This window comes from Escherichia sp. TC-EC600-tetX4 (assembly GCF_019356055.1).
In the GTDB taxonomy this organism is placed as follows: Bacteria; Pseudomonadota; Gammaproteobacteria; order Enterobacterales; family Enterobacteriaceae.
The window spans coordinates 1,287,991-1,310,215 of sequence record NZ_CP079924.1; the positions used below are offsets into that span (position 1 = coordinate 1,287,991).

Sequence of the window (22,225 nt, forward strand, 5' to 3'; positions counted from 1 at the left end):
ACAAAACATCCGGCACACCAGACAGCAAAAGATTTTAAAACGTTAATTCACACCCAGGAGTGATAAAGATGCAAAAGCAAGCTGAGTTGTATCGTGGTAAAGCGAAAACCGTATACAGCACGGAAAACCCGGACCTGTTGGTGCTCGAATTCCGCAATGATACGTCAGCAGGGGATGGCGCGCGCATTGAGCAGTTTGATCGCAAAGGTATGGTGAACAACAAGTTCAACTACTTCATTATGAGCAAACTGGCTGAAGCGGGTATCCCGACTCAAATGGAGCGTCTGCTCTCCGATACCGAATGTCTGGTGAAAAAGCTGGATATGGTGCCGGTTGAGTGTGTCGTGCGTAACCGTGCTGCTGGCTCTCTGGTGAAACGTCTTGGAATCGAAGAAGGTATTGAGCTGAACCCGCCGCTGTTCGATCTGTTCCTGAAAAACGACGCCATGCACGATCCGATGGTCAACGAATCTTACTGCGAAACCTTTGGCTGGGTGAGCAAAGAGAACCTGGCGCGTATGAAAGAGCTGACCTACAAAGCGAACGACGTGCTGAAAAAACTGTTCGATGATGCTGGTCTGATTCTGGTCGACTTCAAGCTGGAATTTGGTCTGTACAAAGGCGAAGTGGTACTGGGTGATGAGTTCTCCCCGGACGGTAGCCGCCTGTGGGACAAAGAAACGCTGGAGAAAATGGACAAAGACCGTTTCCGCCAGAGCCTCGGTGGCCTGATCGAAGCCTATGAAGCCGTCGCCCGCCGCCTGGGTGTACAGCTGGACTGATTTTTCTGTTCATCATCTTGCCGTGCAGCTGGCACGGCAAGACAACCGCTCTCGGAATATATGCATTGAACGCTCATTCCTCCGCCATTTCATCCCGCTTTCCTGTGGTAATCTTCCTCTGAACCACCTACGATCATTTCTATAATGAATATATTGTTGAGGTATCTATGCGTTGGCAAGGGCGACGTGAAAGTGACAATGTTGAAGACAGGCGCAACAGCTCTGGTGGTCCATCTATGGGCGGTCCCGGTTTTCGCCTGCCAAGCGGTAAAGGCGGGCTGATTTTACTGATAGTCGTGCTGGTTGCAGGCTACTATGGTGTTGATTTAACCGGGTTGATGACCGGGCAGCCGGTTTCCCAACAACAATCAACGCGGTCAATTAGCCCAAATGAAGACGAAGCCGCAAAATTCACCTCGGTGATTCTGGCAACCACGGAAGACACCTGGGGACAACAGTTCGAGAAGATGGGTAAGACCTATCAGCAACCGAAGCTGGTCATGTACCGTGGAATGACGCGTACCGGCTGCGGGGCGGGCCAGTCCATAATGGGGCCGTTCTATTGCCCGGCGGATGGCACGGTTTATATCGATCTCTCCTTCTATGATGACATGAAAGACAAACTTGGCGCGGATGGCGATTTTGCCCAGGGGTACGTTATCGCCCATGAAGTCGGTCATCATGTGCAGAAACTGTTAGGCATCGAGCCGAAAGTTCGTCAACTGCAACAAAACGCGACGCAGGCGGAAGTAAACCGCTTATCTGTGCGTATGGAACTCCAGGCCGACTGTTTTGCCGGTGTCTGGGGGCATAGTATGCAGCAGCAAGGCGTTCTGGAAACCGGCGATCTGGAAGAGGCGCTGAACGCGGCGCAGGCCATCGGCGATGACCGTTTACAACAGCAAAGTCAGGGGCGAGTAGTACCAGACAGTTTCACTCATGGCACTTCTCAGCAACGCTACAGCTGGTTTAAACGTGGTTTCGACAGCGGCGATCCGGCACAATGCAATACTTTTGGTAAAAGCATTTAACTTCCGGGGCAGGGATGGCTGAACTGACTGCGCTTCACACATTAACAGCGCAAATGAAACGTGAAGGGATCCGCCGCTTGCTGGTGTTGAGCGGGGAAGAGGGTTGGTGTTTTGAGCATACTCTTAAGTTGCGTGATGCCTTACCTGGCGACTGGCTGTGGATTTCGCCGCGGCCAGATGCTGAAAACCACTGTTCTCCCTCGGCACTACAAACTTTACTTGGGCGCGAGTTCCGGCATGCGGTATTCGACGCCCGCCACGGCTTTGATGCCGCTGCCTTTGCCGCACTTAGCGGAACGTTGAAAGCGGGAAGCTGGCTGGTTTTGTTACTCCCTGTATGGGAAGAGTGGGAAAACCAACCTGATGCCGACTCGCTGCGCTGGAGTGATTGCCCTGACCCTATTGCGACGCCGCATTTTGTCCAGCATCTCAAACGCGTACTTACGGCGGATAACGAGGCTATCCTCTGGCGGCAAAACCAGCCATTCTCGTTGGCGCATTTTACTCCCCGTACTGACTGGTACCCCGCGACTGGCGCACCACAACCAGAACAACAGCAACTCTTAAAGCAGCTAATGACCATGCCGCCGGGCGTGGCAGCGGTAACGGCTGCGCGTGGGCGCGGTAAGTCGGCGTTGGCAGGGCAACTCATTTCTCGTATTGCGGGCAGAGCGATTGTCACCGCGCCCGCAAAAGCGTCAACGGATGTACTGGCACAATTTGCGGGCGAGAAGTTTCGCTTTATTGCGCCGGATGCCTTGTTAGCCAGCGATGAGCAAGCCGACTGGCTGGTGGTCGATGAAGCCGCAGCCATACCTGCGCCATTGTTGCATCAACTGGTATCGCGTTTTCCTCGAACGTTGTTAACCACTACGGTGCAGGGCTACGAAGGCACCGGACGTGGTTTTTTGCTGAAATTTTGCGCTCGCTTTCCGCATTTACACCGTTTTGAACTGCAACAGCCGATCCGCTGGGCGCAGGGATGCCCGCTGGAAAAAATGGTCAGCGAGGCACTGGTTTTTGACGATGAAAACTTCACCCATACACCACAAGGCAATATTGTCATTTCCGCATTTGAACAGACGTTATGGCAAAGCGATCCAGAAACGCCGTTAAAGGTTTATCAGCTCTTGTCTGGTGCGCACTATCGGACTTCGCCGCTGGATTTACGCCGGATGATGGATGCACCAGGGCAACATTTTTTACAGGCGGCTGGCGAAAACGAGATTGCCGGGGCGCTGTGGCTGGTGGATGAGGGTGGATTATCTCAACAACTCAGTCAGGCGGTATGGGCAGGTTTTCGTCGCCCGCGGGGTAATCTGGTGGCCCAGTCGCTGGCGGCGCACGGCAACAATCCACTGGCGGCGACATTGCGTGGACGGCGGGTCAGCCGGATAGCAGTTCATCCGGCTCGTCAGCGGGAAGGCACAGGGCGGCAACTTATTGCTGGTGCTTTGCAATATACGCAAGACCTCGACTATCTTTCGGTGAGTTTTGGTTACACCGGGGAGTTATGGCGTTTCTGGCAACGCTGCGGTTTTGTGCTGGTGCGGATGGGTAATCATCGGGAAGCCAGCAGCGGTTGCTATACGGCGATGGCGCTGTTACCGATGAGTGATGCGGGTAAACAGCTGGCTGAACGTGAGCATTACCGTTTACGTCGCGATGCGCAAGCTCTCGCGCAGTGGAATGGCGAAACGCTTCCTGTTGATCCACTAAACGATGCCGTCCTTTCTGACGACGACTGGCTTGAACTGGCCGGTTTTGCTTTCGCTCATCGTCCGCTATTAACGTCGTTAGGTTGCTTATTGCGTCTGTTACAAACCAGTGAACTGGCATTACCGGCGCTGCGTGGGCGTTTACAGAAAAACGCCAGTGATGCGCAGTTATGTACCACACTTAAACTTTCAGGCCGCAAGATGTTACTGGTCCGTCAGCGGGAAGAGGCCGCGCAGGCGCTGTTCGCACTTAATGATGTTCGCACTGAGCGTCTGCGCGATCGCATAACGCAATGGCAATTATTTCACTGACTCCTTCAATTTTATCTCATGGTCATTGTGAGTCAGCGGCGTAAAATTAATGACATCAGTTAAGGAGTTCGCCATGAAACATGACCATTTTGTTGTTCAAAGCCCGGATAAACCTGCGCAACAGTTGTTACTGCTTTTCCACGGTGTCGGGGATAACCCGGTGGCAATGGGGGAAATAGGCAACTGGTTTGCACCGCTGTTTCCTGATGCGCTGGTGGTGAGTGTCGGTGGCGCGGAGCCGAGCGGTAATCCGGCGGGGCGTCAGTGGTTTTCGGTGCAGGGTATTACGGAAGATAATCGCCAGGCGCGTGTGGATGCGATCATGCCGACGTTTATTGAAACGGTGCGCTACTGGCAGAAACAGAGCGGAGTAGGGGCTAACGCCACGGCGCTCATCGGTTTCTCTCAAGGCGCGATTATGGTGCTGGAGAGCATTAAAGCCGAACCGGGCCTTGCTTCACGCGTCATTGCTTTTAACGGACGCTATGCGAGCCTGCCGGAAACTGCGTCTACAGCCACGACAATTCACCTGATTCATGGCGGTGAAGATCCGGTTATCGATCTGGCGCATGCGGTTGCGGCGCAGGAAGCGTTAATCAGTGCCGGTGGTGACGTGACGCTGGATATCGTGGAGGATTTAGGCCATGCGATCGACAATCGCAGTATGCAATTTGCCCTGGATCACTTGCGTTATACCATTCCGAAACATTATTTCGACGAAGCGCTAAGTGGCGGTAAGCCTGGCGATGATGATGTGATTGAAATGATGTAAAAGACAGATTACCTGGCCTGATAAGACGCGTGAGCGTCGCATCAGGCATCGTTCACCATTGCCGGATGCGGCGTTAACGCCTTATCCGGCCTACGGTTGAGCACTCAGCTTACTTCTTCGGTTGATCCTTTTTCGGCCAGTCGTCGTCATCGTCCCACTTATCGTTGAAATCACGATGCGGGGGAAGCTCCGGCTTGTTGGCGAGAAATTTCTTATGGTCGACGCGCTTGAGATCTTTAATCACGTTCAGCAGGACGCCTACCAAAAAGACAATCACCAGAATCCACCAATATTTAGCCAGCCAGTCCATGCTTATTTCCTCTTGCAGAACCACTCATCAGGCGACGAGCTGTTCCATGATACGTTGATACATACGGGCAAGTAGCTGCAGGTCGGCAGCGTTCACACATTCATTAATTTTATGAATAGTGGCATTGACCGGCCCGAGTTCCACCACCTGCGCCCCCATGCGGGCAATAAAGCGCCCGTCGGACGTTCCGCCTGTGGTCAGTAGCTGCGGTTTAATTTCATTATAGTGCTCAACCGCGTTAACGACCGCATCCACCAGTTTACCGCGCGCGGTCAAAAATGGCTGCCCGGAAAGCCACCAATCCACCGTATAGCGCAGTTGATGTTTTTCAAGCAGGGCAAGCACCTGCGCTTTGATCATCTCATCAGTCAGTTCGGTGCTGAAGCGGAAGTTAAACTGCACAAACAGTTCACCCGGAATAACGTTGTTACTGCCCGTTCCCGCCTGAATATTGGCAATCTGCATACTGGTCGCCGGGAAGAATTCATTGCCCTGATCCCACTCAATAGCCACTAATTCATTAAGGAAAGGTGCTGCGCGATGTACCGGATTGTCAGCCAGATGTGGGTAGGCAACATGCCCCTGAACGCCATGAATGGTAAGGTTGCAGGTTAATGATCCGCGACGACCATTTTTCACCACATCACCTACCACTTCGATACTCGACGGTTCGCCAACCAGGCAGTAATCGAGACGCTCATTACGTGCCATTAACGCTTCGACGACTTTTACCGTACCGTTGTGGGCACTGGCTTCTTCATCAGAGGTGATCAGAAATGCCAGTCGCCCCGTATGGTTGGGATGTTGTGCGACAAAACGTTCTGCCGCCACCACCATCGCCGCCAGCGAGCCTTTCATATCTGCCGCACCGCGCCCGAATAACATGCCGTCACGAATGGTGGGTTCAAACGGGGGATTGATCCAACGATCGGCGTCGCCAGGCGGCACCACGTCGGTATGCCCGGCAAAGGCTAACGTTTCACCCTGCCCACGCCATGCCCAAAAATTCTGCGTATCGGCAAAGTCCATGCGTTCAACGGTAAAACCGATCGCCTGCAAACGTTCAATCAACAAAGCCTGGCATCCTGCATCATCAGGACTCAGGGAAGGGCGGCGAATAAGCTGTTGTGTCAGCTCAATAACCGGGCACGACATAGACTACACCTCATGGAAAAATTGCTGATAACTGGAATCACTGAAACCCAGCAGCATAGGCTTACCGGGCACGCAGAGCAATGGACGTTTGATAATTGCAGGCATTTCAGTCATTAATGCCGCCGCAGAGGCCGCATCGGTGATTTTATTGCGGGTGGTTTCGTCCAGTTTACGCCAGGTTGTACCACGGGTGTTGAGTAACGCTTCCCAGCCTAATTCGTTGATAAAATCGTTCAATAATTCGCTGTCCAGCCCATCGACGCGGTAATCATGAAAACGATAGTCGATGTTATTGGCTTCCAGCCAACGGCGAGCCTTTTTAATGGTGTCACAATTTTTGATACCGTAAAGTGTAACCATAATGAATCCTTTTTCGATTTATGAGAATAAATACTCATTTAAGGGTGAAAACATTTTGCCTGCAAATGATTATCAGGAAATATAACATTATCGAAGTATTCAAATTAACAACTATTAAATAATATTAAACATTTTTAACGTAAACATTAAGAATATTCATCTTGTTATCTGTCTGTATTTTAACCAGAATTAAATCAGTATTAGATGCCGTATGAATATCTCGAAATGTTGCTGTGTATCACATACAAATCATCACCGCAGGACCATAGTATTTACATAAGATTTGTCCCCCGGAGGTAGTCATCGCAGCAATCGAGTAAATTAGCTTCACCACGGTATATTGTTTCCGTAGAATACCCATAATTATAAGAGAGGTTGTTATGATTGAACGTGAACTGGGGAACTGGAAAGACTTTATCGAAGTTATGCTTCGTAAGTAATTCCTGAGACAAAGTACAAACAGCAAGAACCCGCTGAGCAGGTTCTTAATCGGAAAGTTGAAAAAGGCGACACATTGGCATGTCGCCTTTTTTATTGCTTATTCCGGGCGCGGCTTCAGCGGGAAGCGGCGGCGCACCAGCACAAAGAACAGCGGCACGAAGTAAATAGCCAGAATAGTGGCCGAAATCATCCCGCCCATTACGCCAGTACCCACCGCATGCTGACCACCGGAACCGGCACCCGTGCTGGTTGCCATTGGCAATACGCCGAAGATAAATGCCAGCGAGGTCATCAGAATCGGGCGTAAACGCTGACGGCAGGCGTGGAGCGTCGCTTCAAACAGGTCGTGGCCTTTTTGGTTCATCTCGTTAGCAAACTCGACGATCAGGATGGCGTTTTTCGCCGATAAACCAATGACCGTTAACAGGCCCACCTGGAAGTAAACGTCGTTTTCCAGCCCGCGCATCCAGGTTGCCAGCAGCGCGCCGATTACCCCCAGCGGCACGACCAGCATTACCGAGAACGGCACCGACCAGCTTTCATACAACGCAGCCAGACACAGGAATACCACCAGCAAGGAAATGGCGTACAGCGCCGGAGCCTGCGCGCCGGAAAGCCGCTCCTGATACGACATCGCCGTCCACTCCAGACCAAAGCCGTTTGGCAGCTGCTTCACTAACGATTCCATAATATCCATCGCCGTACCGGTACTGACCCCCGGTGCGGCTTCCCCAACAATCTCAACCGCAGAATAACCGTTATAGCGTTCCAGACGCGGCGAGCCTGTTTCCCAGCGTGAGGTCGCGAAAGCAGAGAAGGGCACCATGCCGCCATCTTTATTTCGGACATACCAGAGATTGATGTCATCTGGCAGCATGCGATACGGCGCAGCTGCCTGCACATAGACTTTCTTCACGCGACCGCGATCCATAAAGTCATTCACATAGCTCGAACCCCAGGCGGTTTGCAGTGTGTCGTTAATATCGTCGATAGCAACGCCCAGCGCCTGAGCTTTACGCTGGTCGATATCAATCTGCAACTGCGGACTGTCGTCGAGGCCGTTATGGCGCACACGGGTTAGCTCCGGGTTTTCCGCCGCCAGCGCCAGCAACTGATTACGTGCTGCCATCAGCGCATCGTGACCAGCTCCAGCGTGGTCCTGCAACTCCATATCAAAACCTGCAGAACTACCAAGACCGCTAATTGCTGGCGGGCTGCTGGCGATAACGCGAGCTTCTTTAATTTGGTTAAACGCCTTCGTTGCACGCTCGATAATGGCAAACGAGGTGCCGGTCTTACTGTCGCGTTCGCTCCAGTCTTTCAGGCGGATAAACATTCGCGCCACGTTTTGCCCGTTACCCCCAGGGCCAGAACCAACGGTGGCAAACACCGACATGATGTTGTCTTTTTCATGGGTGAAGTAGTATTTCTCGATTTGCTCAACGACTTTCAGGGTCTGTTGTTGCGTTGAACCGCTGGGCAACTGTACCGAGGTAGTAAACATGCCACGGTCTTCCAGCGGTAAGAACGACGTCGGCAAACGCAGGAACAGGAACACCATGCCGCCAAGCAGCAGGACATAAATCACAATCCAGCGCAGGCTACGGTGGAGAATTTTCGCCACCCCTTTTTCGTAGCGTTCGGCGTTGCGGTTAAACATCTGGTTAAACCAGGCAAAAAAGCCTTTTTGCCCATGATGCTCACCTTTTTTCAGTGGCTTAAGTAGTGTGGCACACAGAGCCGGAGTGAGGATCATCGCTACCAGTACTGACAGCACCATCGCCGCAACAATGGTAATAGAGAACTGGCGATAGATGGCACCGGTGGTGCCGCCGAAGAAGGCCATTGGTACAAATACCGCCGAAAGAACCATCGCAATCCCGACCAGTGCCCCCTGGATCTGCCCCATCGATTTACGTGTGGCTTCGCGAGGAGTGAGTCCTTCCTCACTCATAATACGTTCGACGTTTTCCACCACCACGATGGCGTCATCCACCAGCAGACCGATCGCCAGCACCATCGCGAACATGGTTAAGGTGTTGACGCTGTAACCGAAGGCGTAAAGTACGGAGAAGGTTCCCATCAACACCACCGGCACGGCGATAGTGGGTATCAGCGTGGCGCGGAAGTTTTGCAGGAACAGATACATAACGAGGAAAACCAGAGCGATAGCTTCCAGCAGCGTTTTCACCACGTCTTCAATGGAGGCTTTAACAAACGAGGTGGTTTCATACGCCACCTTGTATTCCAGTCCATGCGGGAAATACTGCGCCAGCTCGTCGAGACGATTGAGCACCAGCTCCGCTGTCGCCATTTCGTTAGCGCCGGAGGCCAGTTTTACCCCCAGCCCGGAGGCTGGCTTACCATTGAAGCGGCTAAGATAATCGTATTTCTCCGCCCCCATTTCGACGGTGGCGACATCGCCCAGCCTTACCTCTGAGCCGTCCTGATTGACCCGCAAGGTGATATCGCGGAACTGTTCTGGTGTTTGCAGCAGTGACTGGGCGTTAATGGTGGCGTTGAGCGCCTGCTTATCGACGGAAGGTGTACCACCAAGTTGCCCAACCGCAATCTGCGCGTTCTGTGACTCAATGGCATCAGTGACATCTTTAGCCGTCATCTGGAAACTGTTGAGTTTCGCCGGGTCCAGCCAGATACGCATGGAATATTGCGAACCATAGGCATCGATATCCCCGACGCCATTCACGCGGCTTAACGGGTCCTGAATATTACTGGCAACATAATCAGCAATATCCTGTTTATCCATCGAACCATCGGTAGAGACGAAGGCAATGGTCAGAATGTTGGTATCGCCGGTTTTACGCACCGTCACGCCCTGATTTTGCACCGCCTGCGGTAACTTTCGCATGGCTGATTGCAGCTGGTTTTGTACTTGCTGCACGGCTTCGTCCGGATCGGTGCCTGCTTTAAAACTTAAAGTGACAGATGCCTGACCGGTGCCACTGCTCTGAGATGACATATACATGAGATTATCGAGGCCGGTCATATTTTGCTCGATAACCTGGGTCACGGTGTTTTCCAGCGTCTGGGCCGATGCGCCGGGATAGTTAGCGGTCACTCGCACATTCGGTGGCGCGAGATCGGGGTATTGTTCAACGGGCAATGAAAAAATCGCCAGGGTACCTGTCAGACACAACAGGATTGCCAGCACCCAGGCAAAAATGGGGCGATCAATAAAGAAATTCGCCATTAAAAGAGGACCTCGTGTTTCTGCGTATCGTTGTAGGCTTGACTTGCTTCACTGTAGCGGCAAGGTACGAGCCAATCGTGGAGAAAAAAAGGAGTTAATGTAAATTATCATGCCCTTTTATACTGAACCTTAAGTGCAAGTATTCTTTGGTCAGTAGGAGGCATTACATTAACTGACTTTCCTCACCCTCCGCAGAGCGAAAGCTAATACTCACTAACGTGCCGCCGCCGGAAGGTTGTGAAAAAGTCAGCGTCCCACCTAGCCGTTCCGCGCGTTCGCGCATGATATTCAGACCATAATGACCTTCGGGTTCTTTCGGTTCACCGATACCAATCCCGTTATCACGGATATAAACCGTGTGATTGCCGTCCGGCGCGGTGACGCAACTGACGGCGATTTCGCTGGCGTTGGCGTGCTTCATCGCATTCAGCACCGCTTCGCGAATAATTTGCAACAAATGCACCTGCATTTGCGCATCCAGTACCAGGGTTGGCAGACGGCAGTCGAGGGTCAGTTTGGCGCTGGTTTGATTTTGTAACGTATCCAGCATTTCCCTCAATGCGGAGGGGAGATCCGCCTGCTGCAGCGTCAGGCGGAAAGTAGTCAACAGCTCGCGTAACTGCCGATAAGCATCATTCAACGCCTGGGAAAAATCGGCCATGATACTTTGTGCGGTGGCGTTATCTTCCGGTATCGAACGCTTCAGTAACGTCAACTGGATACGTAAGTAAGAAAGTACCTGAGCCAGCGAGTCGTGCAATTCGCGGGCGATGGTCGCACGTTCTTCCATCAACAATAATTGCTGAAAATGCTTCTGCGCCTGATTAAAGTACAAACCGCGTCCCAGCATCGACGAAACGCTGTTAAGCAGCGGTTCTGATGATGAAACGTGACTATTTTGCCAGTGCAGTTCGCCGTAAACCGTCTCTTGCATTGTCACCGGTAAAATCTGCATCGGCAATTCCGGGTTTGGTTGCCCTTCGCTAATCCGCCAGTTTTCACCGACATTTAACTCCAGATATTCAGCCGCTTCATTGTCGCGAACAATCTGCAAAATATGGCGGAAACAATGCACATCAATCTGGCTAGTGTTCAGCGCCTGCGAACACTGATACAACACCTCCAGACGACGCTTGGCCTCGTGGAGATCGCGGGTCTTTTCTTCTACTGACGCTTCCAGCGAACGGTACAATTTATGCAGCTCGCTCGACATCTGGTTAAAGGTTTTTGCAAGCAGACCAAGCTCATTCGGCAGGTTGGTATCCAGCGGCGGCGAGTCGAACTGCCCGTGTTCAATACGCTGACTGGCGGTAACCAGCTGATTCAGCGGGGCAACCACCTGATGGCGTATGCGGCGCAAAGTAAAAAAGACCAGCGTGAAAATACCGATGCCGCCAGCCAGGGAAATCGCCACCACCAGCAGCATTTTGCGTTCAGCGTAGTGCTGTAAAGCCAGTACGAACAGGTCTATCTGATTAACATAATTATTAATATTGGCCTGATACCACGGCAAATCGCCCTTGCTGAGCCGATTATTCATCTCCAGCCAGTTGGCATTCAGATGCGCATAGCGAGTTTTTACTGCTTCTGGCACATACCAGACGTTGAGGTTGGTTAATACCGGTGAATGCAGTGCCTGCTGAAATAACTGGCGATGTGCATTGAGTTGTGGACTGCCACTTTGCAAGTCGTAGCCCAGGCGGTAACTCTGCATACGCAGCGATCCGGCAATATTGATAGCCTCAGCGTCGCGCAAACTGCTCGCCAGAGTTAGCAGAGCGATACCCGTGGAAAGAATCGACAGCAGCACAATGTAAAAAAAGGCCCGGGCCAGACTGGCCGAGACGGGTCGTTTAACAATCACACGCGTCTTCTCCACAAAAAATCATTAATGTTCCAGTTCGCTGAAACGCAATTTAGTCAGTGATGGGATTATTTGATCTGCCACAGTTTATAGCGAAATAGTTACTTATTCTGGGCACATGAACATTGCCGATTCCCCTGTAAGTCGGGTAATAACAACACTCATATAAAGAATAAGGTTTTTACAACCAAAAAAGAAGGTCGTTATGAATCGTTTTATTATGGCCAACAGTCAGCAATGTCTGGGTTGTCATGCTTGTGAAATCGCCTGTGTCATGGCTCACAATGATGAGCAACATGTCCTGAGCCAACACCATTTTCATCCCCGAATTACGGTTATCAAACATCAACAGCAACGTAGTGCAGTGACCTGTCACCATTGTGAAGATGCGCCCTGCGCCCGTAGCTGCCCTAATGGCGCAATCAGCCACGTTGATGACAGCATTCAGGTCAATCAGCAAAAGTGTATTGGCTGTAAATCCTGCGTGGTGGCCTGTCCTTTTGGTACGATGCAAATCGTCCTGACACCCGTCGCGGCAGGAAAAGTAAAAGCCACGGCGCATAAATGCGACCTTTGTGCGGGGCGCGAAAACGGTCCTGCCTGTGTTGAGAATTGCCCGGCGGACGCGCTGCAACTGGTCACTGACGTCGCACTCTCCGGCATGGCGAAATCCCGCCGCTTGCGCACCGCGCGTCAGGAACATCAACCGTGGCATGCCAGTACCGCGGCGCAAGAAATGCCGGTAATGAGTAAAGTCGAACAAATGCAGGCAACGCCCGCGCGTGGCGAGCCGGATAAACTGGCGATTGAAGCGCGCAAAACCGGTTTTGATGAAATTTATCTGCCATTTCGCGCCGACCAGGCACAACGGGAAGCCTCGCGCTGCCTTAAGTGCGGCGAGCACAGCGTTTGTGAATGGACCTGCCCGCTGCATAACCATATACCGCAGTGGATTGAACTGGTGAAAGCCGGAAACATCGACGCCGCCGTCGAGCTTTCTCACCAGACCAACACCCTGCCGGAAATTACCGGACGCGTTTGTCCGCAAGACCGTTTGTGTGAAGGTGCCTGTACTATTCGCGATGAGCACGGCGCGGTAACTATCGGCAACATTGAACGCTACATTTCAGATCAGGCGTTGGCGAAAGGTTGGCGTCCTGACTTAAGCCATGTCACCAAAGTGGACAAGCGGGTGGCGATTATCGGTGCAGGTCCGGCAGGGCTGGCCTGTGCGGATGTTCTGACCCGCAATGGCGTGGGGGTGACGGTGTACGATCGCCATCCAGAAATCGGTGGCTTGCTCACTTTCGGCATTCCTTCTTTCAAACTGGATAAATCCCTGCTGGCACGCCGTCGGGAAATCTTCAGCGCGATGGGGATTCACTTCGAACTCAATTGTGAAGTGGGTAAAGATGTCTCTTTGGATTCGCTTTTGGAACAATACGACGCGGTCTTCGTTGGCGTAGGCACTTACCGTTCCATGAAAGCGGGTTTACCCAATGAAGATGCGCCGGGCGTTTATGACGCGCTGCCGTTCCTCATTGCCAACACTAAACAGGTGATGGGGCTCGAAGAGCTACCGGAAGAGCCGTTTATCAATACCGCCGGACTTAACGTCGTGGTACTGGGCGGCGGCGACACCGCGATGGACTGTGTGCGTACCGCACTGCGCCACGGCGCGAGTAACGTCACCTGCGCTTATCGTCGTGATGAAGCTAACATGCCAGGCTCGAAGAAAGAAGTGAAGAACGCCCGCGAAGAGGGGGCCAACTTCGAATTTAACGTCCAGCCGGTGGCGCTTGAGCTGAATGAACAAGGTCACGTCTGCGGGATTCGTTTCCTGCGCACGCGTCTTGGAGAGCCGGATGCCCAGGGGCGTCGGCGTCCAGTGCCGGTGGAAGGCAGTGAATTTGTCATGCCAGCCGACGCGGTGATTATGGCGTTTGGCTTCAATCCGCACGGGATGCCGTGGCTGGAGTCGCACGGTGTAACGGTAGACAAATGGGGCCGCATCATCGCGGATGTGGAAAGCCAGTACCGTTACCAGACCACCAATCCGAAAATCTTCGCTGGTGGTGACGCCGTGCGTGGTGCGGATCTGGTGGTTACCGCAATGGCAGAAGGACGTCATGCGGCACAGGGGATTATTGACTGGCTGGGGGTAAAATCAGTCAAATCTCACTGATAGCCTGCGCAGACAAACCCGACTTCACAGCGTAAGATAATTGTTCATTTCGCGCTGTGGAGTCGGTATGACGCAACAAATCACCCTCATTAAAGACAAAATTCTCTCCGATAACTATTTCACCCTGCACAACATTACTTACGATCTCACGCGCAAAGACGGCGAAGTTATCCGCCATAAACGTGAAGTGTACGATCGCGGCAATGGTGCGACGATCCTCCTGTACAACACGAAGAAAAAGACCGTGGTTCTGATTCGTCAGTTCCGTGTCGCTACCTGGGTTAATGGCAATGAAAGCGGGCAGCTGATTGAAAGCTGCGCCGGGCTGCTGGATAACGACGAACCGGAAGTGTGTATTCGCAAAGAAGCGATTGAAGAGACGGGCTATGAAGTGGGTGAAGTGCGCAAATTATTTGAACTGTATATGTCGCCAGGCGGTGTGACTGAGCTAATCCACTTTTTTATCGCCGAATACAGTGACAATCAGCGCGCTAACGCCGGTGGCGGTGTCGAAGATGAAGATATTGAAGTGCTCGAGCTGCCGTTCAGCCAGGCGCTGGAGATGATCAAAACCGGCGAGATACGTGACGGTAAGACGGTGTTATTGCTTAACTATTTGCAAACGTCACATTTAATGGACTGAAAAATAACAATAATATTTCGTTGTTTATTATTGGCTCAATCCGACAAATCCGATTGAGCCGCGCTACCTGCGCAACGAAGATACGACTTGTGCTGTTTGTTTGAACTTCTGGGGTCGTACCGTCCATGCGCTATCGCATTTTCCTTCTCTTTTTTTTCGCTTTGTTGCCGACGTCTTTGGTGTGGGCGGCACCAGCGCAACGGGCGTTTTCCGACTGGCAGGTCACCTGTAATAACCAAAATTTCTGCGTGGCGCGTAATACGGGCGATCATAATGGACTGGTGATGACCCTGAGCCGCAGCGCCGGGGCGCATACCGATGCCGTTTTACGTATTGAGCGCGGCGGATTGAAGTCGCCGGAGGCGTCAGAAGGGGAGATAGCGCCACGGCTGCTGTTAGATGGCGAGCCGTTGGCGTTAAGTGGTGACAAGTGGCGGATTTCACCATGGTTATTAGTAACCGATGATACGGCAACCATCACCGCGTTTTTGCAGATGATTCAGGAAGGGAAGGCAATCACCTTACGCGATGGCGATCAGACCATTTCTCTGAGTGGCTTAAAAGCAGCGTTGTTGTTTATTGATGCTCAGCAAAAGCGCGTTGGCAGTGAAACCGCGTGGATCAAGAAAGGGGACGAACCGCCGCTCAGCGTACCGCCCGCGCCTGCGCTGAAAGAGGTCGCGGTGGTTAACCCAACGCCGACGCCACTCTCACTCGAAGAACGCAACGATTTGCTGGATTATGGAAACTGGCGGATGAATGGTCTGCGCTGCTCGCTTGATCCATTGCGTCGTGAGGTGAATGTCACTGCGCTGACTGATGATAAAGCGCTGATGATGATTAGCTGTGAGGCAGGGGCCTATAACACCATTGATTTGGCATGGATTGTGTCGCGTAAAAAGCCACTAGCTTCGCGCCCGGTTCGGTTGCGTTTGCCGTTCAACAACGGTCAGGAGACGAATGAACTGGAACTGATGAACGCAACATTTGATGAGAAATCGCGTGAACTGGTGACCTTAGCGAAAGGGCGCGGATTAAGCGATTGTGGCATTCAGGCGCGCTGGCGCTTTGACGGTCAGCGTTTTCGCCTGGTGCGTTACGCCGCAGAACCCACCTGCGATAACTGGCATGGGCCAGACGCCTGGCCCACGTTGTGGATCACCCGTTAAACAAAATGGCGGGACATGTAGGCCGGATAAGACGCTGTAGGCCGGATAAGACGCGTCAGCGTCGCATCCGGCAATCAGCATCCGGCAATCACCATCAGGCACCTTTCACTCCCAGCACCTTATGCGCTTTTGCCACAATATTCTCGGCGGTAAAGCCAAAGAACGGGAACAGCTTATCCGCCGGAGCAGATTCCCCGTAACCCGTCATCCCGACAATTGCCCCTTTCAGACCAACATACTTGTACCAGTAATCGGCAATACCTGCTTCCACCGCCACGCGAGCCGCAACGTTAGAAGGCAACACCGACTCCCGATATTCCTCATCCTGGGCGTCGAAAATATCGGTCGAGGGCAGGGAAACTACGCGTACATTGCGACCTTCTCCTGCTAATTTCTCTGCCGCTTGCAGGGTAATTTCCATCTCTGAACCGGTGGCAATCAGAATAATATCTGGCTTACCGCCGCTGTCTTTCAGCACATAACCGCCACGAGCAATCTCTTTAACCTGATCCGGCGTACGTTCCACCTGGGCCAGATTCTGCCTTGAGAGGATCAGTGCCGTCGGTCCGTTGTGGCGCTCAACCGCCAGCTTCCAGCCCACCGCCGCTTCCACCTGATCGCACGGTCGCCAGGTGCTGAAATTTGGCGTTAAGCGCAGGCTGGCCAGTTGCTCAACAGCCTGGTGCGTCGGACCATCTTCGCCCAGGCCAATTGAGTCGTGGGTATAAACCATAATCTGCCGCGCTTTCATCAGTGCCGCCATCCGCGCGGCGTTACGGGCGTATTCAACAAACATCAGGAACGTCGCGGTATACGGCACAAAGCCGCCGTGGTGCGCGATGCCGTTGGCGATAGCGGTCATGCCAAATTCACGCACCCCGTAGTGAATGTAGTTGCCCGCTGGATCTTCCTTCAGCGAAACAGAACCTTTCCAGATGGTCAGGTTGCTGGGAGCCAGATCCGCCGAACCGCCGAGCAACTCAGGCAGCATCGGCCCGTAAGCGTTAAGCGTATTTTGCGAAGCCTTACGGGTAGCGATTTTCGCCGGATTTGCCTGTAACTCATTGATATATTTCTGAGTCGTTTTCTCCCAGTCCTTCGGTAAACCACCGCTCATCCGTCGGGTAAACTCTTCTGCCAGTTGCGGATGAGCCTTTTTATAGGCGGCAAACTTCTCATTCCAGCTCTGCTGCGCTTTTTCGCCTTTTTCACGGGCATCCCAGGCGTGATAAATCTCTTTAGGGATCTCAAATGGCGGATGGTGCCAGCCCAGTTTTTGCCGTGCCAGCGCCACTTCTTCTTCCCCCAGTGGTGCGCCGTGCGCCTCTTCCTTACCTGCTTTATTCGGCGAACCAAAGCCAATCACCGTACGGCAGATAATCAGCGACGGCTTATCTTTCACGCTTTGCGCTTCAAGGATCGCTTCCTTCACCGCCTGCGGATCGTGACCGTCGATTTCATGGATCACATGCCAGTGATAGGCTTCAAAACGTTTTGCCGTATCGTCGGTAAACCAGCCTTCTGTTTCACCGTCGATGGAAATACCGTTGTGATCGTAAAAACCAATCAGCTTGCCCAGTCCCAGCGTGCCTGCCAGCGAACAGACTTCGTGGGAAATACCTTCCATCAGGCAGCCGTCGCCCATAAACACATAGGTGAAGTGATCGACGATCTCATGGTCTGGCTGGTTAAACTGCGCCGCCAGTGTACGCTCTGCTATCGCCAGCCCGACGGCGTTCGCCAAACCTTGTCCAAGCGGGCCGGTGGTGGTTTCAACGCCTGGCGTATAGCCAATCTCCGGGTGGCCTGGGGTTTTCGAATGCAACTGACGGAAGTTCTTCAGTTCTTCCAGCGGCAGGTCGTAACCGGTCAGATGTAGCAAACTGTAGAGCAGCATCGACGCGTGACCGTTGGAAAGAATAAAGCGGTCGCGATCATACCAGGTTGGGTCGGTAGGGTTATGTTTAAGAAAATCGTTCCACAGCACTTCGGCAATATCAGCCATGCCCATCGGCGCGCCGGGATGACCAGAGTTGGCTTTTTGTACCGCATCCATACTGAGTGCGCGAATCGCATTGGCAAGGTCTTTTCGGGACATATAACACTCCGTGGCTGGTTTATAGTTTGGCGGCAAGAAGATCTTCCAGTTTGCGTTGATCAACGGCGAACAGACGAATGCCTTCAGACAGTTTTTCTACCGCCATCGCATCCTGATTGTGCTCCCAACGGAACTCCGCTTCGCTCATGGGAGCTGGGCGTGGGAACGTCTGAGAAGGTGGGATTAATTTACGTACCACTGGCGAAACTTTTTCCTGCAGCTCCTTCAGTAAATTCGGTGCGATAGTCAGTCGATCGCAGCCGGTTAAGGCGAGGATTTGTTCGGTGCGACGGAAGCTCGCGCCCATCACAATGGTTTCATAGTGGTGTTGCTTATAGTAGTCGTAGATATTGCGCACCGATTTAACGCCCGGATCTTCTTCCACCACATACGGGTCCATCGGCTTGCGTGCCTGATACCAGTCATAAATACGCCCGACAAACGGCGAAATCAGAAAAACGCCTGCTTCCGCACAGGCCCGTGCCTGTGCAAAAGAAAACAGCAGCGTCAGGTTGCAGTTAATACCTTCTTTTTCCAGCTCTTCTGCCGCGCGAATTCCTTCCCAGGTCGAAGCCAGCTTGATCAGAATGCGTGATTTCTCAACGCCTTGTTGCTGATACAAGTCCACCAGATGGCGCGCCTTCTCAATACTCTTTTCTTTATCAAAAGAGAGGCGTGCATCAACTTCTGTTGACACGCGACCGGGTACGATTTTGAGGATTTCAGCACCGAAATTGACCGCCAGTTTGTCACACGCTGCGACCACCTGTTGTTCCTGGGTCTTGCCATTTTTTTTACCCCAGGCGATAGCATCGTCTATTAAATGCTCATATTGTGATAATCCGGCAGCTTTGAGTAACAGCGAAGGATTGGTGGTGGCATCCTGGGGATGATAATGGCGAATGGACTCAATATCGCCGCTGTCTGCCACGACAGTGGTGAACTGTTTGATGCCGTCTAACTCGTTCATAGGAAATACTCCTTGAAAAGTAAAGTGTTAGATGAGTGCGTTAATTCACACTTCTGAGAAATTTCGCTAAACGCATCAAAAAAGCATAGCAGACAGGCATGGTATTGCTGGATTAAGCAGGTAACATCAGTGTTATAGGATTATTACCAAAACATTATATTAATGGTGAGAGTTTGGACTTGCTCAAAGTCTGTAGACTCCGGCAGGGTAATAATGTGCGCCACGTTGTGGGCAGGGGCTGTTGCCCACACACTTTATTTGTGAACGTTACGTGAAAGGAACAACCAAATGGATGACCAGTTAAAACAAAGTGCACTTGATTTCCATGAATTTCCAGTTCCAGGGAAAATCCAGGTTTCTCCAACCAAGCCTCTGGCAACACAGCGCGATCTGGCGCTGGCCTACTCACCAGGCGTTGCCGCACCTTGTCTTGAAATCGAAAAAGACCCGTTAAAAGCCTACAAATATACCGCCCGAGGTAACCTGGTGGCGGTGATCTCTAACGGTACGGCGGTGCTGGGGTTAGGCAACATTGGCGCGCTGGCAGGCAAACCGGTGATGGAAGGCAAGGGCGTTCTGTTTAAGAAATTCGCCGGGATTGATGTATTTGACATTGAAGTTGACGAACTCGACCCGGACAAATTTATTGAAGTTGTCGCCGCGCTCGAACCAACCTTCGGCGGCATCAACCTCGAAGACATTAAAGCGCCAGAATGTTTCTATATTGAACAGAAACTGCGCGAGCGGATGAATATTCCGGTATTCCACGACGATCAGCACGGCACGGCAATTATCAGCACTGCCGCCATCCTCAACGGCTTGCGCGTGGTGGAGAAAAACATCTCCGACGTGCGGATGGTGGTTTCCGGCGCGGGTGCCGCAGCAATCGCCTGTATGAACCTGCTGGTAGCGCTGGGTCTGCAAAAACATAACATCGTGGTTTGCGATTCAAAAGGCGTTATCTATCAGGGCCGTGAGCCAAACATGGCGGAAACCAAAGCCGCATATGCGGTGGTGGATGACGGCAAACGTACCCTCGATGATGTGATTGAAGGCGCGGATATTTTCCTGGGCTGTTCCGGCCCGAAAGTGCTGACCCAGGAAATGGTGAAGAAAATGGCTCGTGCGCCAATGATCCTGGCGCTGGCGAACCCGGAACCGGAAATTCTGCCGCCGCTGGCGAAAGAAGTGCGTCCGGATGCCATCATTTGCACCGGTCGTTCTGACTATCCGAACCAGGTGAACAACGTCCTGTGCTTCCCGTTCATCTTCCGTGGCGCGCTGGACGTTGGCGCAACCGCCATCAACGAAGAGATGAAACTGGCGGCGGTACGTGCGATTGCAGAACTCGCCCATGCGGAACAGAGCGAAGTGGTGGCTTCAGCGTATGGCGATCAGGATCTGAGCTTTGGTCCGGAATACATCATTCCAAAACCGTTTGATCCGCGCTTGATCGTTAAGATCGCTCCTGCGGTCGCTAAAGCCGCGATGGAGTCGGGCGTGGCGACTCGTCCGATTGCTGATTTCGACGTCTACATCGACAAGCTGACTGAGTTCGTTTACAAAACCAACCTGTTTATGAAGCCGATTTTCTCCCAGGCTCGCAAAGCGCCGAAGCGCGTTGTTCTGCCGGAAGGGGAAGAGGCGCGCGTTCTGCATGCCACTCAGGAACTGGTAACGCTGGGACTGGCGAAACCGATCCTTATCGGTCGTCCGAACGTGATCGAAATGCGCATTCAGAAACTGGGCTTGCAGATCAAAGCGGGCGTTGATTTTGAGATCGTCAATAACGAATCCGATCCGCGCTTTAAAGAGTACTGGACCGAATACTTCCAGATCATGAAGCGTCGCGGCGTCACTCAGGAACAGGCGCAGCGGGCGCTGATCAGTAACCCGACAGTGATCGGCGCGATCATGGTTCAGCGTGGGGAAGCCGATGCAATGATTTGCGGTACGGTGGGTGATTATCATGAACATTTTAGCGTGGTGAAAAATGTCTTTGGTTATCGCGATGGCGTTCACACCGCAGGTGCCATGAACGCGCTGCTGCTGCCGAGTGGTAACACCTTTATTGCCGATACATATGTTAATGATGAACCGGATGCAGAAGAGCTGGCGGAGATCACCTTGATGGCGGCAGAAACTGTCCGTCGTTTTGGTATTGAGCCGCGCGTTGCTTTGTTGTCGCACTCCAACTTTGGTTCTTCTGACTGCCCGTCGTCGAGCAAAATGCGTCAGGCGCTGGAACTGGTCAGGGAACGTGCACCAGAACTGATGATTGATGGTGAAATGCACGGCGATGCAGCGCTGGTGGAAGCGATTCGCAACGACCGTATGCCGGACAGCTCTTTGAAAGGTTCCGCCAATATTCTGGTGATGCCGAACATGGAAGCTGCCCGCATTAGTTACAACTTACTGCGTGTTTCCAGCTCGGAAGGTGTGACTGTCGGCCCGGTGCTGATGGGTGTGGCGAAACCGGTTCACGTGTTAACGCCGATCGCATCGGTGCGTCGTATCGTCAACATGGTGGCGCTGGCCGTGGTAGAAGCGCAAACCCAACCGCTGTAATTTTTTTTAACTCTCACGCTTACCCTGAATATTCAGGGTAAGCAGTTTAGCTGCAATATATTAGTAAAGCTTATTACTGAGTTTGCGAATAATAAAAAAAAGCAGTCTATATAATATCTCGATATTATTTTATTTATATTCATGCGTTGCATATGAAAGTTTATGCACCACAGCGAATATCTCTCCATTCTTAGTGATCTACCTCACCTTTTAAACGCGCTTGCCGAATTTTGTTATTTACTCTGACGAAAAATTGTCACGATACACGAAAGTTTTTCACAGGCGGCGACTCATGGATAAAGAACGCATCATTCAGGAATTTGTGCCCGGCAAACAGGTCACACTGGCGCATCTCATCGCGCATCCCGGTGAGGAACTGGCGAAGAAAATCGGCGTTCCGGATGCGGGCGCAATTGGCATTATGACGCTAACTCCCGGCGAAACGGCGATGATCGCCGGTGATTTAGCGCTGAAAGCCGCTGATGTGCATATCGGTTTTCTCGACCGATTCAGCGGTGCATTGGTGATTTATGGCTCGGTGGGCGCAGTAGAAGAAGCGTTATCACAAACCGTCAGCGGTTTAGGTCGCTTATTAAATTATACGCTTTGTGAAATGACCAAAAGTTAATACGAGGC

17 protein-coding genes are annotated in these 22,225 nt (G+C 52.3%); 10 read left to right on the forward strand and 7 right to left on the reverse strand.

Going from position 1 to position 22,225, the window contains the following annotated elements:
- Positions 1–68 precede the first annotated feature (68 nt).
- The 4 genes from purC (at position 69) to ypfH (ending at position 4,615) form a co-directional block, all read left to right on the forward strand.
- Complete coding sequence (purC, locus tag KXD89_RS06175; protein ID WP_001295467.1) at positions 69–782, forward strand: phosphoribosylaminoimidazolesuccinocarboxamide synthase; 714 nt, start codon at positions 69–71, stop codon at positions 780–782.
- A 167-nt stretch (positions 783–949) separates the two neighbouring features.
- Entirely contained in the window at positions 950–1,813 is an 864-nt protein-coding gene (locus KXD89_RS06180) for a neutral zinc metallopeptidase (RefSeq protein ID WP_001267498.1), read from the forward strand.
- A 14-nt stretch (positions 1,814–1,827) separates the two neighbouring features.
- The gene (gene tmcA, locus KXD89_RS06185) at positions 1,828–3,843 is read left to right on the forward strand and encodes a tRNA cytosine(34) acetyltransferase TmcA (RefSeq protein WP_000829360.1); all 2,016 of its coding nucleotides are present in this window, start codon (positions 1,828–1,830) and stop codon (positions 3,841–3,843) included.
- A 73-nt stretch (positions 3,844–3,916) separates the two neighbouring features.
- Positions 3,917–4,615, forward strand: a complete 699-nt coding sequence (ypfH, locus tag KXD89_RS06190) for an esterase (protein WP_000679799.1) — start codon at positions 3,917–3,919, stop codon at positions 4,613–4,615.
- A gap of 109 nt (positions 4,616–4,724) precedes the next feature.
- Here the strand turns inward: ypfH and KXD89_RS06195 are convergent, their stop codons facing one another.
- Genes KXD89_RS06195 through KXD89_RS06205 form a run of 3 tightly spaced genes read right to left on the reverse strand, consistent with a single transcriptional unit; the run spans position 4,725 to position 6,440 of the window.
- On the reverse strand, positions 4,725–4,925 hold the full coding sequence (locus KXD89_RS06195) for a YpfN family protein (protein ID WP_000383836.1): 201 nt from the start codon (positions 4,923–4,925) through the stop codon (positions 4,725–4,727).
- A 27-nt stretch (positions 4,926–4,952) separates the two neighbouring features.
- The gene (dapE, locus tag KXD89_RS06200) at positions 4,953–6,080 is read right to left on the reverse strand and encodes a succinyl-diaminopimelate desuccinylase (protein WP_001277801.1); all 1,128 of its coding nucleotides are present in this window, start codon (positions 6,078–6,080) and stop codon (positions 4,953–4,955) included.
- Between the two features lie 3 nt (positions 6,081–6,083).
- On the reverse strand, positions 6,084–6,440 hold the full coding sequence (locus KXD89_RS06205; protein WP_000258236.1) for an ArsC family reductase: 357 nt from the start codon (positions 6,438–6,440) through the stop codon (positions 6,084–6,086).
- Between the two features lie 380 nt (positions 6,441–6,820).
- Between KXD89_RS06205 and ypfM the strand changes: the two genes are divergently transcribed.
- Positions 6,821–6,880 (forward strand): protein YpfM, encoded by a 60-nt coding sequence (ypfM, locus tag KXD89_RS06210; RefSeq protein WP_001386977.1) that lies wholly within the window; start codon positions 6,821–6,823, stop codon positions 6,878–6,880.
- 98 nt (positions 6,881–6,978) lie between these two features.
- Here ypfM and acrD read toward each other — a convergent pair whose 3' ends face one another.
- Entirely contained in the window at positions 6,979–10,092 is a 3,114-nt protein-coding gene (gene acrD, locus KXD89_RS06215; RefSeq protein WP_001273151.1) for a multidrug efflux RND transporter permease AcrD, read from the reverse strand.
- Positions 10,093–10,255: 163 nt separating this feature from the next.
- On the reverse strand, positions 10,256–11,956 hold the full coding sequence (gene narQ / locus KXD89_RS06220) for a nitrate/nitrite two-component system sensor histidine kinase NarQ (RefSeq protein ID WP_001698424.1): 1,701 nt from the start codon (positions 11,954–11,956) through the stop codon (positions 10,256–10,258).
- Positions 11,957–12,161: 205 nt separating this feature from the next.
- Between narQ and aegA the strand changes: the two genes are divergently transcribed.
- From aegA to KXD89_RS06235, 3 genes are all read left to right on the forward strand, one after another.
- Positions 12,162–14,141, forward strand: a complete 1,980-nt coding sequence (gene aegA / locus KXD89_RS06225) for a formate-dependent uric acid utilization protein AegA (RefSeq protein WP_001078880.1) — start codon at positions 12,162–12,164, stop codon at positions 14,139–14,141.
- A gap of 67 nt (positions 14,142–14,208) precedes the next feature.
- The gene (gene nudK / locus KXD89_RS06230; protein ID WP_001300814.1) at positions 14,209–14,784 is read left to right on the forward strand and encodes a GDP-mannose pyrophosphatase NudK; all 576 of its coding nucleotides are present in this window, start codon (positions 14,209–14,211) and stop codon (positions 14,782–14,784) included.
- Between the two features lie 125 nt (positions 14,785–14,909).
- Positions 14,910–15,953 carry a DUF1176 domain-containing protein gene (locus tag KXD89_RS06235; protein WP_001270542.1) on the forward strand — a complete coding sequence of 348 codons (1,044 nt, stop codon included), beginning with the start codon at positions 14,910–14,912 and terminating at the stop codon, positions 15,951–15,953.
- Positions 15,954–16,047: 94 nt separating this feature from the next.
- On the opposite strand, the gene tkt is transcribed toward KXD89_RS06235, so the two are convergent.
- Complete coding sequence (tkt, locus tag KXD89_RS06240) at positions 16,048–18,051, reverse strand: transketolase (protein WP_000087280.1); 2,004 nt, start codon at positions 18,049–18,051, stop codon at positions 16,048–16,050.
- Positions 18,052–18,070: 19 nt separating this feature from the next.
- On the reverse strand, positions 18,071–19,021 hold the full coding sequence (gene tal, locus KXD89_RS06245) for a transaldolase (protein ID WP_001003709.1): 951 nt from the start codon (positions 19,019–19,021) through the stop codon (positions 18,071–18,073).
- A 288-nt stretch (positions 19,022–19,309) separates the two neighbouring features.
- On the opposite strand from tal, the gene maeB reads away from it, so the two are divergent.
- Positions 19,310–21,589, forward strand: coding sequence for an NADP-dependent oxaloacetate-decarboxylating malate dehydrogenase (gene maeB / locus KXD89_RS06250; protein ID WP_000342644.1), 2,280 nt, complete (start codon positions 19,310–19,312; stop codon positions 21,587–21,589).
- Positions 21,590–21,881: 292 nt separating this feature from the next.
- Positions 21,882–22,217: an ethanolamine utilization microcompartment protein EutS gene (gene eutS / locus KXD89_RS06255; protein WP_000356956.1), complete on the forward strand. Its 336-nt coding sequence runs from the start codon at positions 21,882–21,884 to the stop codon at positions 22,215–22,217.
- Positions 22,218–22,225 lie beyond the last annotated feature (8 nt).